Annotated in this window: 17 protein-coding genes; 9 read left to right on the top strand and 8 right to left on the bottom strand. The window is 73.3% G+C overall.

The features are described 5' to 3' along the window. Positions 1-408: 408 nt before the first annotated feature. Positions 409-1,917 (top strand): glutamate--cysteine ligase, encoded by a 1,509-nt coding sequence (locus tag ACJA3G_RS12435; RefSeq protein ID WP_406552996.1) that lies wholly within the window; start codon positions 409-411, stop codon positions 1,915-1,917. Between the two features lie 33 nt (positions 1,918-1,950). Here the strand turns inward: ACJA3G_RS12435 and ACJA3G_RS12430 are convergent, their stop codons facing one another. Beyond that, positions 1,951-3,726, bottom strand: coding sequence for a substrate-binding and VWA domain-containing protein (locus tag ACJA3G_RS12430; protein ID WP_406552995.1), 1,776 nt, complete (start codon positions 3,724-3,726; stop codon positions 1,951-1,953). A 164-nt stretch (positions 3,727-3,890) separates the two neighbouring features. Between ACJA3G_RS12430 and ACJA3G_RS12425 the strand changes: the two genes are divergently transcribed. Continuing rightward, positions 3,891-4,694, top strand: a complete 804-nt coding sequence (locus tag ACJA3G_RS12425) for a CPBP family intramembrane glutamic endopeptidase (protein ID WP_406552994.1) — start codon at positions 3,891-3,893, stop codon at positions 4,692-4,694. Between the two features lie 172 nt (positions 4,695-4,866). Here ACJA3G_RS12425 and ACJA3G_RS12420 read toward each other — a convergent pair whose 3' ends face one another. Continuing rightward, positions 4,867-5,682: a PhzF family phenazine biosynthesis protein gene (locus ACJA3G_RS12420; RefSeq protein WP_406552993.1), complete on the bottom strand. Its 816-nt coding sequence runs from the start codon at positions 5,680-5,682 to the stop codon at positions 4,867-4,869. A 202-nt stretch (positions 5,683-5,884) separates the two neighbouring features. On the opposite strand from ACJA3G_RS12420, the gene ACJA3G_RS12415 reads away from it, so the two are divergent. Continuing rightward, positions 5,885-6,481: a PadR family transcriptional regulator gene (locus ACJA3G_RS12415; protein ID WP_406552992.1), complete on the top strand. Its 597-nt coding sequence runs from the start codon at positions 5,885-5,887 to the stop codon at positions 6,479-6,481. 76 nt (positions 6,482-6,557) lie between these two features. Here ACJA3G_RS12415 and ACJA3G_RS12410 read toward each other — a convergent pair whose 3' ends face one another. Together ACJA3G_RS12410 and ACJA3G_RS12405 are read right to left on the bottom strand one after the other, a co-directional pair. Then, complete coding sequence (locus ACJA3G_RS12410; RefSeq protein ID WP_406552991.1) at positions 6,558-6,986, bottom strand: SRPBCC family protein; 429 nt, start codon at positions 6,984-6,986, stop codon at positions 6,558-6,560. Positions 6,987-7,080: 94 nt separating this feature from the next. Then, positions 7,081-7,278 carry a hypothetical protein gene (locus ACJA3G_RS12405; RefSeq protein WP_406552990.1) on the bottom strand — a complete coding sequence of 66 codons (198 nt, stop codon included), beginning with the start codon at positions 7,276-7,278 and terminating at the stop codon, positions 7,081-7,083. Positions 7,279-7,509: 231 nt separating this feature from the next. Here ACJA3G_RS12405 and ACJA3G_RS12400 point away from each other — a divergent pair, with 231 nt between their 5' ends. The 3 genes from ACJA3G_RS12400 (at position 7,510) to ACJA3G_RS12390 (ending at position 10,213) form a co-directional block, all read left to right on the top strand. Next, positions 7,510-8,052: a Clp protease N-terminal domain-containing protein gene (locus ACJA3G_RS12400; protein ID WP_406552989.1), complete on the top strand. Its 543-nt coding sequence runs from the start codon at positions 7,510-7,512 to the stop codon at positions 8,050-8,052. 31 nt (positions 8,053-8,083) lie between these two features. Next, positions 8,084-9,091, top strand: coding sequence for an EamA family transporter (locus ACJA3G_RS12395; protein ID WP_406552988.1), 1,008 nt, complete (start codon positions 8,084-8,086; stop codon positions 9,089-9,091). Positions 9,092-9,253: 162 nt separating this feature from the next. Continuing rightward, a complete protein-coding gene (locus tag ACJA3G_RS12390; protein ID WP_406552987.1) occupies positions 9,254-10,213 on the top strand; it encodes a DMT family transporter in 960 nt (319 codons plus the stop codon). 45 nt (positions 10,214-10,258) lie between these two features. Here ACJA3G_RS12390 and ACJA3G_RS12385 read toward each other — a convergent pair whose 3' ends face one another. After that, positions 10,259-10,921, bottom strand: a complete 663-nt coding sequence (locus ACJA3G_RS12385; RefSeq protein ID WP_406552986.1) for a pyridoxamine 5'-phosphate oxidase family protein — start codon at positions 10,919-10,921, stop codon at positions 10,259-10,261. Between the two features lie 36 nt (positions 10,922-10,957). On the opposite strand from ACJA3G_RS12385, the gene ACJA3G_RS12380 reads away from it, so the two are divergent. After that, a complete protein-coding gene (locus ACJA3G_RS12380) occupies positions 10,958-12,289 on the top strand; it encodes an aminotransferase class I/II-fold pyridoxal phosphate-dependent enzyme (RefSeq protein WP_406552985.1) in 1,332 nt (443 codons plus the stop codon). A gap of 112 nt (positions 12,290-12,401) precedes the next feature. Here ACJA3G_RS12380 and ACJA3G_RS12375 read toward each other — a convergent pair whose 3' ends face one another. After that, positions 12,402-13,193: a DMT family transporter gene (locus tag ACJA3G_RS12375; protein WP_406552984.1), complete on the bottom strand. Its 792-nt coding sequence runs from the start codon at positions 13,191-13,193 to the stop codon at positions 12,402-12,404. A gap of 74 nt (positions 13,194-13,267) precedes the next feature. Here ACJA3G_RS12375 and ACJA3G_RS12370 point away from each other — a divergent pair, with 74 nt between their 5' ends. Beyond that, entirely contained in the window at positions 13,268-14,170 is a 903-nt protein-coding gene (locus ACJA3G_RS12370; protein ID WP_406552983.1) for a LysR family transcriptional regulator, read from the top strand. 161 nt (positions 14,171-14,331) lie between these two features. On the opposite strand, the gene ACJA3G_RS12365 is transcribed toward ACJA3G_RS12370, so the two are convergent. After that, positions 14,332-14,814, bottom strand: a complete 483-nt coding sequence (locus ACJA3G_RS12365; RefSeq protein ID WP_406552982.1) for a pyridoxamine 5'-phosphate oxidase family protein — start codon at positions 14,812-14,814, stop codon at positions 14,332-14,334. A 106-nt stretch (positions 14,815-14,920) separates the two neighbouring features. Between ACJA3G_RS12365 and ACJA3G_RS12360 the strand changes: the two genes are divergently transcribed. Then, the gene (locus ACJA3G_RS12360) at positions 14,921-15,616 is read left to right on the top strand and encodes a cysteine hydrolase (RefSeq protein WP_406552981.1); all 696 of its coding nucleotides are present in this window, start codon (positions 14,921-14,923) and stop codon (positions 15,614-15,616) included. Between the two features lie 29 nt (positions 15,617-15,645). On the opposite strand, the gene ACJA3G_RS12355 is transcribed toward ACJA3G_RS12360, so the two are convergent. Next, a partial coding sequence (locus ACJA3G_RS12355) for a Rieske (2Fe-2S) protein (protein WP_406552980.1) occupies positions 15,646-15,935 on the bottom strand: 290 nt, incomplete at its 5' end.

Below are 15,935 nucleotides of genomic sequence, written 5' to 3'. Positions count from 1 at the left end.
GGGGCCGGGTGACAGGGGCCGGGGCGCCAACTCTCTGCCTCGTTCGCAAAGTTTATACGACACGTGTTCAGGGGGTGTTTCAGCTAGCGGTCGGCGGTATTACGGGCAAGTCGGATTCAGGTCCTGATGATGCGGCATTCATCCCGGTTCGGCGAACGGGGTACACGACTGGCCAGGAAAGGTCCGCCCAGGGCGGTCGGCCGAAACCCGTCGGTGTTTTTCACGATTTCCACAGGACCGCTATCCGCATGTTGGTGTATGCCGAATGCATGTGCCTGGGGCCGGTTCGTACCAGCTTACTACCCCGGCCCCGCCCAGGGGGCGTTATAGATCAGCCAGCCGGGGCATTATCGACCGTGACGCACGCGGCCGGACGGACCGGCTGCCCATTTGAGGAGGGACCCTTCGATGGGTGAGAAGGTCGTGGCGGGCGAGTTCGACCTGTCCGATCGGCACGCGTACCGGCAGAAGCTCCAGCAGTGCCTGGAGGGGCTGGGGCGGCTCCTGACCGAACGGAGGTTCGATCGCCCGAAGAATCTGATGGGTGTGGAGATCGAGCTGAATCTCGTGGGGCCGGACGGTATGCCGCGCATGATGAACGGGGAGGTTCTGGAGCGCATTGCGAGCAAGGATTTCCAGACCGAACTCGGGATGTTCAACCTCGAAGTGAATATCGCCCCGCACCGGCTCGGCGGCCGGGTCTTCGATCAGCTCTCCGAGGAGCTGCGGACCGGTCTCGGGTACGCCGAGCGCAAAGCGGGCGAGGTCGGTGCCGGCATCCTGATGATCGGAATTCTCCCGACGATCGGCCAGCAGGACCTCGTTTCCGCGAATCTTTCCGACGCCGACCGCTATGTGCTGCTCAACGATCAGATCGTGGCCGCCCGCGGGGAGGACTTCACCCTCGACATCGAAGGCGTCGAACGCCTCGTCTGCACCTCCGGATCCATCACCCCGGAAGCCGCCTGCACCTCCGTGCAGCTGCACCTCCAGGTCACCCCTGCCCGCTTCGCGGCGGTGTGGAACGCCGCCCAGGCCGTCGCCGCCGTACAGATCGCGGTGGGGGCCAACGCGCCCTTCCTGTTCGGCCGCGAGCTGTGGCGCGAGTCGCGCCCGCCGCTGTTCGAGCAGGCCACCGACACCCGGCCCGCCGAGCTGCGCGCCCAGGGCGTGCGCCCGCGCACCTGGTTCGGTGAGCGCTGGGTGACCTCCGCGTACGAGCTGTTCGAGGAGAATCTGCGCTACTTCCCGCCGCTGCTGCCCATCTGCGACGAGGAGGACCCGCTGCGGGTGCTGTCGGAGGGCGGGGTGCCCTCCCTCCAGGAGCTCGTGCTGCACAACGGGACGATCTACCGCTGGAACCGCCCGGTGTACGGGATCGCGGACGGTGTGCCGCATCTGCGGGTGGAGAACCGGGTGCTGCCGGCCGGGCCCACCATCACGGACGTCATCGCCAACGCGGCCTTCTACTACGGTCTGGTGCGCTCCCTCGCCGAGGACAGCAGGCCGGTGTGGACCCGGCTGCCGTTCGAGGCCGCCGCCGCCAACTTCGAGACGGCCTGCCGCCAGGGCATCGACGCCGAGCTGCTGTGGCCGGCGCCGCGCCGGGCGGGCGGCGTCGCGCGCGTACCGGCCGTCAAACTGGTCCGGGACGAACTCCTGCCGCTGGCCCACGCCGGGCTCGACGCGTGGGGGGTGGAGCCGGCCGACCGGGACCGCTACCTCGGCGTCATCGAGGAGCGCTGCCGACGCCGCGTCAACGGCGCCTCCTGGCAGGTCGACACCTACCACCGGGCTCTCGACGCGGGGCTGACCCGGGAGGCCGCGCTGGCGGCCACCACCCGCCGCTACCGCGACCTGATGCACCAGGGCGAGCCGGTCCACACCTGGCCGGTGGGGATCCGCGCGCAGGGGTGAGTGCAGGGCCGTGCGCGGCGCGGACCGGGCGTGTCAGCCCGCGGTGCCGCCCCGGCCCACCGTCATGATGGCTTTGAGGATCACCGCCTGGATCTCGGCCGGGTCGGTGACCTGGTAGCCCGCCCCGCCGGTGGCCCGGGCCATCTGCCCGACCGACTCCCCGTCCGCGTCCGGGCCCACCGCGATGGCGATCACCGGCACCGGTCTCGCCGGGTCGGAGAGCTTCTGGAGACGGGACAGGAGTTCGCCGCGCGAGATGCTGCCCGGGTCCTCGTTGGCGCCGTCCGTGAGGATCACCACCGCGTTGAACTTCCCCGGCCGGTAGCCCGCGGTGGCCCGCGTGTACGCGGCGAGCATCGTGTCGTAGAGGCCGGTCGCCCCGTCCGGCACCGGCCGGAGCGCGTCGAAGGCGGCGGCCAGCCGCTCGCGCTGGGTGCGCCCGCCCTTGACCGGGTCGCCGAGACGGGCGGTCGGCACCAGCTCGCGGTAGTCGCGCGAGCCGTCCAGGCGGGTGGCGAAGTCCCACAGACCGATCTCGTCCTCCGGCGTGAACTGCGCCAGCGCCCGCAGCAGCGAGGCCTTGGTGACGTCCATCCGGGACCGGCCGCCCGCGCCCGGCACCGGCGCGGCCATCGACCCCGAGACGTCCACCACGGTGGTCAGACGGGCGCTCTGGACGATGATCGTCCATGTTCCCAGGGCTTCCTGGAGCTCCTTGGCGGACGGGGCGTCGGCGGTGGAGGTGGCGTACGGCTGCGGGGCGGCGGCGCCCGCCTTCCGTACGGAAGCCTCGTCCGGCGCCTCGCCGGGGGCCCGGAAGCCGCTCCCGGTCAGGGCCCGCCGGGATTCCGGCGAGCCCAGCAGCGTCAGGAACCGCATCGCGGCGCGGCTGCGGTCGGTGCTCAGCCGGTTCTCGCGGACGATGGTGTACGGGTAGTCGAGCAGCGGCGAACCGTCCTTCGGGTAGAACAGGTCGAGCCCCTGCCCGGCGCCGCGGCCGGTGTTGTACGCGTACGCCGTCTGCTCGGAGAGGACGACGGCCTGGTTGTGGCGCGGGTCGCCGCTCCCGCCGCCGCGGGCGAGCGTGGTGACGACCTGGGCGTCGCTGTCGGAGGTGCGCTGCGAGAGCGCCTTGGCCACGGCCGCCGCCCCGGTGTCGCCGTCCGCGCCCCGGCGCGCCGCGGAGCGGCCGACGCTGCTCAGCGCGAGGAGACCGGCGGCCGAGCGGGCCGGGTCGGCCGCGCCCAGGCGCAGGGTGTCCGAGCCCGTGGTGGCGGCGGCGAGTTCCGCCCAGGTGTACGTCCGGGACGGCCAGCCCAGGGACTTGGCGGCGGGCGCCACCAGGCCGAGGACGACCGGTGAGGCGGCCACATGGCCGGCCGTGGCGACCGGGACGCTCTCGCCGCCCTCCTTGGCGCGGTCCACCCAGAGCCCCGAGTCGGGTATCCACACCGCGAAGTCGGGTTCGCGGGCCGCGCCGAGCGCGGCGGCCACCTTGTACGACTCGCGGGCGGTGACGCGGACGTCGATGCAGGAGCCGTCGGAGGTGACCTTGTCGGCGCGCGCCCGCTCGGCGACGGACCGGACGGCCGGGGCGATGTCGGGGGAGGCGACGAGTTCGAGCCGCACCGCGGAGTCCCGGCAGGAGTCGCCGGAGGAGAGTAGTCCGCTGCTCGCCGCGACGGCCGCGCCGCCCGCCACGACGAGGACGAGCAGGGTGGCGACGGCGACGGTACGGCGGCGGGCGGCGGGCGGACGGCCCCGGGTTCCCTCGGCCGCGTGCGCGTCGGGCAAGCTGTGACGTCCCATGGCGGTGGTGCCCTCCTTGAATCCCGTACAAGGAAAAAGAGGGAACCGCACCATCGAAATGGCGCTCGCCCCCCGGCCTGTCGCGCGCGATCTTCGTACTTTCATTCGAGACCCTAGCGGGGCAGTGGTGGGCATGGGACGGGTTCGTTCAACTGGAGGCAGGTGTGCAGGTGGAGGCGGGGCGTGTGGCTGATTCTCTTCCCGAACAGGGGGTGTCACCGCGGATCTTCCGGTCCGAGACGGTGCTCGTGCTGGCGCTCTCGCTCGGCGCGAGCGGGGTGTCGGCGCTGATCAGCTTTGTCGGATCGGTGACCAAGCCGGGTGGCCTCAAGGACCAGGCGGCCAGGCTCAACACCTCGCACGCCCCCGGGCGTCCCTGGCTGGATCTCGCCTGGCAGCTCTTCGGTATCGCGAGCGCGCTGGTGCCCGTGGCGCTCGTCGCGCATCTGCTGCTGCGCGAGGGGGCGGGGGGTCTGCGCGTCCTCGGCTTCGACCGCCGGCGGCCCGGCCCGGACCTCGGCAGGGGCGCGTTGATCGCGGCCGGGATCGGCAGCGCGGGGCTCGGGTTCTATCTGCTGGCCCGGGCGGCCGGCGGCAATCTCACGGTCGTGCCCGAGTCGCTGCCGGACGTGTGGTGGAAGTACCCGGTGCTCGTCCTGTCGGCGGTACAGAACGCCGTACTGGAGGAAGTCGTCGTCGTCGGGTATCTGCTGCGCAGACTCGGCCAGTTGGGGTGGACCCCGCTCGCGGCGCTGGCGGCGAGTGCGGTCCTGCGCGGCTCCTACCACCTCTACCAGGGCATCGGCGGCTTCCTCGGCAATATGGCGATGGGCGTCGTCTTCGTCCTGCTCTACCGGCGCTGGCAGCGGGTCGGGCCGCTGGTCGTGGCCCATTCCCTGCTCGACATCGGGGCGTTCGTGGGGTACGCGCTGCTCGCGGGGAATGTGAGCTGGCTGCCCACGGTGTGACGGACGAGGGCCGCGCCGACGGTGGGTGGCGGCTGGCGGGGGGTACCGGTCGGCGGGCGGCGCCGGGCACGCGCGCGTGGGACGGCGTGCGGGGCGGTGACACGTAAGGGGCGTACAGCCATGGCGTACGCCCCTTACCCATGTCGGCGGTCCGCTACGGAGGCGTGATCCGTTACGGAGCCGTGAGCAGTTCGCCCTCGATGACGGTGACGGCCGTACCGGTCAGCAGGGTGCGCTCGCCCCGCAGTGAGGTGCGCACCAGACCGGTCCGGGCGGAGGCCTGGAGTCCGGTCAGCTCAGTGCGGCCCAGACGTGCCGACCAGAAGGGCGCGAGCGCGGTGTGCGCGCTGCCCGTCACCGGGTCCTCGTCGATGCCGACGCCGGGGAAGAAGCCCCGCGAGACGAAGTCGTAGCCCCGGGAGGGGTCCTCGGCCTCGGCCGTGACGATGACGCCGCGCTCGGAGTAGGCGGCCAGGGCCTTGAACTCGGGCGTCAGGCCCCGCACGGTCCGTTCGTCCGCCAGCTCGACGACCAGGTCGCCGATGAACTCCGAGGTGTCGTGGACGGACACGGGACGCGCCCCCAGCGCCTCGGCCACACCGTCCGGGACCGCCACCGGGGTCAGCGGTGAGGTGGGGAAGTCGAGCGTGATCGATCCGTCCTCGTGCGCGGTCGCGTGGAGGATGCCGCACCGGGCCGCGAAGCTGACCCTCCCCGTCGCGGCGCCGGTCGTACGCAGCACATGGGCGGTGGCCAGAGTGGCATGCCCGCACATGGCGACCTCGGTGGCCGGGGTGAACCACCGCAGCGCCCAGTCGGCCTCGCCGCCCGGCGGCAGCGGATGGGCGAAGGCGGTCTCCGAGAGGTTGACCTCCCGGGCGACGTCCCGCAGCCACGCGTCGTCCGGAAACGCGTCGAGGAGCAGGACCCCGGCCGGGTTTCCGGCGAACGGGCGGTCGGTGAAGGCGTCGACGATTCGGATCTGCATGGGCAGGACGGTACGGGCCGGAGCAGGCCACCGGCCAAGGCCAATCCGGGATGGTTGGCCTTTTCGCTCGCTTCTTCGGTGGCCTTCGAGCGCCCGCCTTCTGCCGACCTCCGGGGGCCGCCCTATCGGGGGGTTGTTAACCGAACAGTTCCGATATATCGTTGAGCCATCGCGACGGATCACCGATGGAAGGAGCGTAGCGATGCGTTCACAAGGACATGGACACGGACAGCACGGACCCGGACATCACGGCCGGGGCGACTTCGAGGGGCGGCGTGCCGCCTTCGGGCCCTTTGGTCCCGGCTTCGGCGGCGGCCCCTTCGGGCCCGGCCGAGGAGGCCGGGGCGGTCCGCGGGGCAGGGCGCGGCGCGGGGATGTCCGCGCGTCGATCCTGGCCCTGCTGAAGGACCGGCCGATGCACGGTTACGAGATGATCCAGGAGATCGGCGAGCGCAGCGGCGGGGCGTGGAAGCCCAGCCCCGGTTCGGTCTATCCGACCCTCCAGATGATGGAGGACGAGGGCCTGATCACCAATGAGAGCGAGGGCGGCAAGAAGCTGTTCACGCTCACCGACGCCGGACGTACCGAGGCCGAGTCGGGGTCCGAGGCCCCGTGGGAAGAGGCCGGGCGCGGAGTCGACTGGGAGGGCATGAACGAGATCCGCCAGGCCGGGTTCGGCCTGATGGAGGCGTTCGGCCAGGTCTGGAAGACCGGCACCGCCGAGCAGCGCAAGAAGGCGCTCGGGGTCATCAACGACGCCCGTAAGAAGCTGTATCTGATCCTGGCCGACGAGGACTGACCCCGCCGGCCGCCGAGAGCCCCGCGACCACCGGTCGCGGGGCTCTTCCGCGCGCGGGACCGGACGCGCGGGGCCGTCAGGTCACGAGCGCGCCGAGCCTGCGCAGGGATTCGTTCAGCGCGGCCGTCGCCGAGTCCCTGAGCTTGCCCGCCATCAGCGAGACGGCCGCGCCGGTGAACTCGCCCTCGATCCGTACCACCGTCGCGTCCCCGTCCGGGGTCAGGGTGTAGCGGTTGCCGACGCTCACACCCATCGGCCCCTGGCCCCTGACGCCGAGGAGACGGCCCGCCTCGAACTCGTCCACGGTCCAGACGACCTCGGCCGGGAAGCCCATCAGCTTCATGTTCTCGGCGTAGGTCGCGCCGAGCTCCAGCCTCTCGGGGCCGCCGTGCGGAAAGCCGGTGTGGGTGGCGTTCCACTCGCCGTACGCGCCGAAGTCGGTCATCCGCTCCCAGACCTTCTCCGCCGGAGCCTCCAGGCGCGCCTCGGCGCTGACCTCGGCCATACGACCACCCCTTCGAGTCCGTCACGTCCTTCGAGTCGAGAACGTGTCGCGGAACGTAGCCGTGGACCCGCGAACATTCAATACTGATGAACCGTCAGATCATGGAGCCGCTGAGCGGCAGTACCCATATCTGCGCCGAGTCGAAGAGATCGGACGCGCGCGGACGCGAGGACTCGTCGTGGCAGTGGAAGGCGGCCCAGAACAGATCGCCGTGCAGCGCGTCCTGGGGCGCGTACACGCGGTACACGTACTGCAGCCCGTCCTCGGCGAGCAGGGCGACCATCCAGCACATCGGGCCCCTCCCGCGGTTGCCGTGGCGGCTGTGTCGTACGGGAGGGGACGTTCCCGGGGGCGGTGCGGTTGCCTGCGGGGCGTACGGGCAGCTGGGGTGCGCCCCCGAGGCGTAAAACGCAAATCTCATCCGGAAGGAGGAGAACCCGGTCATGCGTCCCCACCCAACGTCGGATGCGGAATGCTTCCCGGCGGGGATGTTCCGGGGCGGCGCGCCTGATGGGGTAGGAGTGTGCACCCCCCGATCCCGCGGGCCCCGGCCGTCCCGGCCACGGTCCCCGCCGCCTGCGACCTCGAAGCCCGGCTCACCGACGAGATGGCTTCGGTGGTCTCGGGTGCCCGCAGGAGGGCGCTGCGCGACGGTGACCGGCAGATCGACACCGCCCATCTGCTGCACTCGCTGATGGAGACGGACCCGGAGGTGCGCGCCGCGTTCACGGGCGCGCCGCAGGTGGCGCGAGTGCTCGGCTACCTCGTCCAGCGCTCCATCGGGTACGGGCTGCGCTGGCAGGGGTCGGTGGAGGACTCCGGGGCGCTGCCGCTGCTCGACCAGCCGGGCTGGTCGCCCGCCGCGGTCACCGCGATGGAGGGCGCGCTCGCCCGCGCCGAGGCCCGGGGCGACGGGCGCGTAGGGGGCACGGATCTGCTCGCGGCGCTCGCCGCCGACCCGGAGTGCCGGGCCGTGGCGGTCCTCGACCATGCCGGCGTCGACGCCCGGGAGCTCTCCGGGCGGCTCGTCGAGGCCCCGCCATCTCGACAGGTGTCACAGGGGTGACGGTCCTGACTTCTCCTGTCATGATGTGCCGATGCAGGCGTCTCAGGGGAGGAACGTCGGCCTGGGACTGGCCCTGGCCTCGGCGTTCTCATTCGGTGGATCGGGTGTCGCGGCCAAGCCGCTGATCGAGGCGGGCCTGGATCCGCTGCACGTGGTGTGGCTGCGGGTGACGGGCGCCGCGCTCGTCATGCTGCCCGTGGCCTGGCGCCACCGGAGGCTGCTGACGCGCCGGCCCGCGCTGCTCGCCGGATTCGGGCTGCTCGCCGTCGCCGGCGTCCAGGCCTGCTACTTCGCGGCGATATCCCGCATCCCCGTCGGCGTCGCCCTGCTCGTCGAGTATCTGGCGCCCGCGCTCGTCCTCGGCTGGGTCCGGTTCGTCCAGCGCAGGCCCGTCACCCGGGCGGCGGCCGTCGGCGTGGTGCTCGCCGTCGGCGGCCTCGCCAGTGTGGTGCAGATCTGGTCCGGGCTGAGCTTCGACCTGCTGGGCCTGCTGCTCGCCCTCGGCGCCGCCTGCTGCCAGGTCGGCTACTTCGTCCTCTCCGACCAGGGCGGCGACGCCGACGACGCCCCCGACCCGATCGGTGTCATCGCCTACGGCCTGCTCATCGGCTCCCTCCTGCTCACGCTCGTCGCCCGCCCCTGGGGAATGGACTGGTCGGTGCTCGGCGGCAGCGCCGACATGAACGGCACGGACGTCCCCGCGGCGCTGCTGCTCGGCTGGATCGTGCTGATCGCGACGGTGATCGCGTACGTCACCGGGGTCATCTCGGTGCGCAGGCTCTCGCCGCAGGTGGCCGGAGTCGTCGCCTGTCTGGAGGCGGTCATCGCGACCGTCCTGGCCTGGGTGCTGCTCGGCGAGCACCTCGCCGCGCCCCAGATCGCGGGCGGCGCGGTGGTCCTCGTCGGCGCCTTCATCGCCCAGTCCGCCGCGCCGAAGGAGGCCTCCGGGCCGGTGGCGGGCGGCGACGGGCATCCGCTGCCGGTGCCGCGGACGCCCGCGCCCGAGGAGGAGTTGTCGGCCGGCCGGACCGCGCCGTAGGGTGCCGATCATGCATTCGACCGTCCTGCCGCCTCCCGCCGCGTAACGCGGGCGGCCACACCCCCTGACGAAGACCGGGCTCGGGCAGTCCCCGAGCGGCTCGTCGCTGCCCGCGTACTCCAGGCACGCGACCTTTCCCGTCTTCCTCTCCGGAGTACGTACGTGTCGAACGCATCGACTTCTGCCGCCCTGCCCGTCGGGCGCGGCCTGCTCTATCTCGTCTTCGCCGGTGCCGCCTGGGGCACCGCGGGCGGCGCCGCGGCGCTGGTCTTCGACGCCAGTGACCTGGGCCCGCTCGCCCTCTCCTTCTGGCGCTGCGTCGGCGGACTCGCCCTGCTGCTCGCCGCCCGTGCCCTGCGGCGGCGTCCCGTGCGGCGGCCCGCCGAACCGGTGGCCCGGCGGCTGGCGCGCATCCTGGGCAACGGGGTGGGACTCGCCGTCTTCCAGAGCGCCTACTTCGCCGCCGTCGCCTCGACCGGCCTGGCCGTGGCGACCGTGGTCACCCTCGGCGCCGGGCCCGTGCTCATCGCGGTCGGCGCCCGTCTCGCCCTCGGCGAGCGGATCGGCGGCGCCGGGCTGACCGCTATCGGTGGAGCCCTCGCCGGGCTCGCGGTCCTGGTCCTCGGCAACGGCGGCGGCGCCGTGCGCCCGGCGGGCGTGCTGCTCGCGCTGCTGTCGGCGGCCGGATACGCGGGGATCACGCTGCTCACGCGCCGGCTCGGCCGGGACGGCGAGAGCGCCGACCCCTCCGCCACCACCGCCTGGGCGTTCGCCGTCGCCTCGGTCCTGCTGCTGCCGTTCGCGGGGGCGGAGGGACTGGTGGCGCACACCGTCGAGCCGGTGCGGGTGGCCGTGCTGCTGGTGTACGTGGCGTCGGTGCCCACGGCGCTGGCATACGCGCTCTACTTCGCGGGCGCGGCCGTCGTCCGCTCCGCCACCGTCTCCGTGATCATGCTCCTGGAGCCGGTCAGCGCGGCGCTGCTCGCGGTCGTGGTACTCGGCGAACATCTCACCGCCGCCACGGTCCTGGGCACCTCGCTGCTGCTGGTCGCGGTGGTGGGGCTGGCCGGGGCCGAGGCGCGGCTCGCCGCGCGGGCCCGCCGGGAACCGGTCGCGGTCTGAGGGCCGGGGGCTTCCCCGGATGCCCGCGGAAGCCCCCGGACCGTGTCAGAGCGCGGCGAGGTAGTCGGGCAGCGCCACGGACGGGTCGAGGTCGTTGGCCGGCACCGGCGTTCCGTGGGTGCGGACCAGCGGGATCACCCCGGTCCAGTGCGGCAGGCCGCTGTCCTCGGGCTCGTCGACCGGGCCGCCGGTGCGCACTTTCGCCGACACCTCGTCGAGGTCCAGGCGGATCACCGCGGTCGCGGCGAGCTCCTTGGCGTTGGCCTGCCGCGAGTCGTAGGAGCGGCCGGGCACCACCTGGTCGACCAGCGCGTCCAGGGCCGCCCGCCGCTCCTCGGGGTCGGTGACCTGGTACGCGAGGCCGTGCACCACGACCGAGCGGTAGTTGAGGGAGTGGTGGAAGGCCGAGCGGGCCAGCACCAGGCCGTCGACGTGCGTGACGGTCAGACAGACCGGGAGCCCCGGCTCGGCCCGGCCGGTCATCCGCAGCGGGCGCGAACCCGTCGAGCCGTGCACGTACAGCCGCTCGCCGATCCTGCCGTAGAGCGTCGGCAGGACGACCGGGGCACCGTCGCGGACGAAGCCGAGGTGGCAGACGTACCCCTCGTCGAGTATCCCGTGCACCAGCTCGCGGTCGTACGACGCCCGCTCGCGCGAGCGGGTCGGCACGGTGCGCTCGGTGGGCTCGTAGGAAGGGGAGTCGGGCATTTGCGTTCTCCATTGCACTAGTGCATAGTTCTGTTTGTGCTAGGAGAGTATCGGATCGCGGGGCGGCGTGCGTCGGAGATCGCCGCCGACGTCGAGCGCGCGGTGGGCGCCGGAGAGCTGGCGCCGGGGCAACCGCTGCCGCCGCTGCGGGAGTTGGCGGGCGAGCTGGGCGTGAATCCCAATACGGTCGCGGCGGCCTACCGGCTGCTGCGCGACCGGGGCGTCATCGAGACCGGGGGGCGCCGGGGCAGCCGGGTGCGTCCACGCCCCGCCAGCACCGCCCGCGACGCCCAGCGCATCGACGTGCCCGCGGGGGTGCGCGACATCTCCGACGGCAACCCCGACCCCGCCCTGCTGCCACCGCTCGGTGACGCGCTCGCGGCTGCCGCCCGCGACCACGCCGAGCGGCCCACCCTCTACGGGCAGGACCCGGTCGACCCCGACCTCGCGCGGCTCGCCCGGGCGGCCCTGGACGCCGACGGGGTACCGCCGGGACCGGTCGGCGTCCTCTCCGGCTCCCTCGACGCGATCGAGCGGGTGCTCGCCGCGCATCTGCGGCCCGGCGACGCCGTCGCCATCGAGGACCCGGGCTGGGGAGCCCTGCTCGACCTCGTCCCCGCGCTCGGGCTGCGGCCCGTACCGGTGGCGCTCGACGACCAGGGGCCGCTGCCCGAGGCCGTCGAGAGCGCGCTGGCGGCCGGCGCGCGGGCGCTGGTCGTCACCTGCCGCGCCCAGAACCCGACCGGGGCGGCCGTCGGCGCGGAACGCGCGCGTGCGCTACGGAAGGTGCTGTCCGCCCATCCCTCGGTGCTGCTCATCGAGGACGACCACGGGCACGGCATGGTCGACGTACCGCTCGCCCCGCTGTCCCCGGTGGTCGAACACTGGGCGTTCGTACGGTCGGTGGCCAAGGCGTACGGGCCGGATCTGCGGCTCGCCGTGCTCACCGGGGACGCGGTGACGCTGGACCGGGTCCGGGGCCGCCAGCGGCTGGGGCCCGGCTGGGTCAGCCGGCTGCTCCAGCGGACCGTCGTCCACCTGTGGACCTCGGACGTCCTCGACTCCGCCGCCGTGGCCCGCTCCTACGGCGAGCGGCGCGACACCCTGGTGCGGGCGCTGCGCTCGCGGGGCGTCGCGGCGCACGGCCGCAGCGGGTTCAGCGTGTGGGTGCCGGTGCCGGACGAGACGGCCGCGGTGGCGCGGCTGCTGCACGCGGGGTGGGCGGTCGCGCCCGGCGCCCGCTTCCGGCTGTCGGCCGCGCCCGGTATCCGGCTCACCGTCTCGCGGCTCGCCCCGGCCGACATCGGGGCCGCGGCCGACGCGGTGGTGGCGGCGACGGGGTCGTCGCCGGGGCGGCGGTACGACTAGGGCGTGCCGGGCGTCGCGGGGCAGGCGGGACTTTCGCAACGCGCCCCGGCCGAGCCGGTGGTTCCGGCGGGCGGCCGAGGGGCCCGGCCTCGCCCTCGGCGGGAGGCCGGCCCTACCGCGTCGCCCTGGGCGCGCGGGTCTGCGTCAGCGCCGCCCCCGCCAGCACGATCACCGCGCCCACCGGCGTGTTCCAGCTCAGGCCCTCGCCGAGCACCAGGACCCCGGCGGCGGTGGCGATGACCGGGATGAAGTACGTGACCATCTGGGCGGTGGTCGGGCCCACCTCGTTGACCAGGCCGTACTGGACGAGCACCGCGAAGCCGGTGCCGAGGGCGCCGAGCGCGGCGACGGCGAGCAGCGGGACCGGGTGGAAGGCGGTCGGCAGACCCGCGACCAGCGGGGTGACCAGGGCCAGTTGCAGGGTCGCGACGCCGAGCTGGGAGCCGATCAGCGACAGGTTCGAGTGGCCGTTGCCGGACAGCGTACGGCGGACGTAGATCCAGCCCACCGGGTAGCAGAGCGAGGCGAGCAGGGCCATCGCGGTGCCGCGCAGGTCCAGGCCGTCGAAGCCCTGCCAGGCACCCAGGACCGTGAGCACCCCGAGGAAACCGAGACCGAGGCCCACCACCCGGCGCCGGGTCGGCCGGTCCTCGGAGAGCGCCACCATCGAGAGTGCCATGCCCCACAGCGGGGAGGTCGCGTTGCAGATCCCGGCCAGGGTCGACGGGATCGTGCGCTCCGCGTAGGCGAAGAGCGAGAACGGCAGCGCGTTCAGGAGCAGCGCGGCCACCGTCAGATGCAGCCAGGTGCGCACGCCCCGGGGCAGCCGCTCCCGCTTGACCGCCATCGCGACCGCGAGCACCGCCGTACCGAAGAGGAGCCGCCCGAAGGTGACGGTGGTCATGGCGGTAAGCGTGGCCTGCTCAACCTCGTAGCACAAGCGAGAAAAGGTGGACTGGATCAGTTAGCATTCCTTATATGTTGAACCTGGAGCGCCTGAGGACCCTCGACGCGCTGGCCCGCCATGGCTCGGTGGGCGGCGCCGCCGACAATCTGCATGTGACGACCTCGGCCGTCTCCCAGCAGCTCGCCAAGCTGGAGCGGGAGGCGGGGCAGCCCCTGCTCGCCAAGAACGGACGGGGCGTACGCCTCACCGACGCGGGCCGGCTCCTCGCCGAGCACGCCGCGCGGATCCTCTCCCAGGTCCAGGTCGCCCAGGCCGATCTGGAGGCCCAGCGCGGCCGGGTCGTGGGCGAGCTGCGGATCGCGGGCTTCGCCACCGCCGCGCGCGGCCTGTTCCCGGCGGCGCTCACCGCGCTGCGCGCCCAGCACCCCCAACTCCGCGTCCGCTCGGACGAGTTGGAGGCGGAGGACTCGGTACGGGGCGTGCTGCTCGGCGACCTCGACCTCGCGGTCGTCCTCGACTGGTACAACAAGCCGCTGCCGCTGCCCGATGGGCTGGCCAAGCGGTCGGTCCTCGACGACCTGGCGGATGTGGCGATGCCGGTGGGGCACCGGCTCGCGGGGCGCGAGAGCGTGGACCTGGAGGAGTTCGCCCCGGACGAGTGGATCACCTGGCCGGAGGGCGAGTTCTGCCACGAGTGGCTGATGTTCACCCTGCGGGGCAAGGGGGTCGAGCCGTGCATCGGGCACGTGGCACGCGAACACGCCACCCAGCTCGCCCTGGTGGAGGCCGGACTCGGGGTGAGCGTCGCGCCCCGGCTGGGGCGGGGGCCGGTGCCCGAGGGGGTGCGGCTGGTGCCGGTGCGGGACGCGATGCGCCGGCATGTGTACGCGGTGTGGCGCGCGGACGCCGACCGGCGGCCCTCCATCCGTGCGGCCGTGGAGGCGCTGGCGGCGGCGGGGCGAGATGTGACGTGAAGTGATGTGAAGTGATGTGACGGGGCGAGGGTCTGCGGGGCGCTGTGCCCGGGGTGCGGAACCCGGGGTGCGCCGGCCCGAGGGGCGGAACCCCGGGGCGCGGTGGGCCGACGCGCGGAGCCCGAGGCGTGGCGTCCCGAGGCGCGGCGCCCGAGGGGGCCTTACGTATCCGACGGCCCCGGCAGTCCCAGCTTGCGGAAGTCCCACGACACGATCGCCTCCGGTGCGAGCCGGAGCCAGGCGTGCCGGCCGTCGTGGACCATCTCCTCCAGGCCGAAGTTCTTGCGCGCGAACTCCCGCTCCGGCCCGTCCAGTTCCGGGCACGGCTGACCCGTACGGGGCGCCTCGCCGACCGGTACCGCCCTGCCCCTCAGCTCGACGCCGCGCAGCTCCCCGTACGCCTCACCGGCGTCCACCACCACCGCGATCCTGGGGTCCTTGAGCAGATGCGCCCAGCGCAGGCTGCGGGTGATCGAGTACAGCCACAGTGCGCTCCCGTCCCATACGTACCAGAGCGCGCCGACGTGCGGGCGGCCGTCGGACGCCACCGTGGCGACCCGGCAGGTGCGCTGCTCGGCGAGGAACGCGTCGCGTTCCGCGTCCGTCATCATGATCCGGCGGCCCCGGCGCTGTGTGGCGGTCATCGGGCGGCTCCTCCCGCGAGTCGGCCCAGCCCTCCGAGCTGACTGAGTGTCAGAAATCATGGCGCGCCCTTCCCCCCTCGCGCAATGGCCGTTAGCCTCCGGCGCCATGGCGACGGACGAACGAGCGGACGAAGGACCGGACGAACGACCGGACGGGCGGAAGGAACGGCTGGCCCGGCAGCTGGACCCCGCCACCACCGTGCTGATGACCGTGGAGTGCCAGCAGGGCGTCGTCGGCCCCGACAGCGCGCTGCCCGAACTCGCCGCACAGGCCCGCTCCTCCGGCGCCCTCCACAACATCGCCCGGCTCGTCGCCGCCGCGCACGAGACGGGCGTGCAGGTCGTGCACGCGGTGGCCGAACGCAGGCCCGACGGGCGCGGCGCCTCCCGCAACGCCCGTCTCTTCCGGGCCGCCGAACGCCTGCCCGTGCAGCAGTACTCCGGCTCGACGGCGGTACGGATCGTCGACGGCATCGAGGTGGCGGACGAGGACCTCGTGGTCCGCAGGCTGCACGGCCTCTCGCCGGTCGCGGGGACGGACGTCGACCCGCTGCTGCGCAACCTCGGCTGCCGCACCCTGATCGTCAGCGGTGTCTCGGCGAACGTGGCGATCCCGAACGCCGTCTTCGACGCCGTCAACCTCGGCTACACCGCCGTGGTGCCGGTGGACGCCATCGCGGGGGTGCCCGCCGAGTACACCCCCGCGATGATCCGCAACACCCTGGCCCTCGTCGCCACGGTCGCCACCACCGACGACATCCTGGGCTGCCTCAAGGCGCCGCGGCGGCCCCGGCGGCCCTGAGCGCCACCGGGGCCGCGACGCGGGCGGACTCACGCCAGCTTGATCGAGTCCCCCTCCACCTTGATCGTCTTCGTGGGGAGGGGGCGCGGCGCCGGACCCGCGGTCACGCTGCCGGTCGCCGGGGCGTACTTGCTGCCGTGGCAGGGGCAGTTGATGGTGCCGCCGACGACGTCCTTCACCATGCAGCCCTGGTGGGTGCAGGTGGCGGAGAACGCCTTGAAGGTGCCCGCCGTCGGCTGGGTCACCACCACGCCCTGGTCGGGGAAGACCTTGCCGCCGCCCTGCGGGATGTCGGCGGTCTTCGCCACCTGCACCCACC

The sequence above is a fragment of the Streptomyces sp. YS-3 genome, assembly GCF_045257485.1.
Lineage (GTDB): Bacteria > Actinomycetota > Actinomycetes > Streptomycetales > Streptomycetaceae > Streptomyces.
This window is presented reverse-complemented; position numbering and strand designations above follow the sequence as displayed.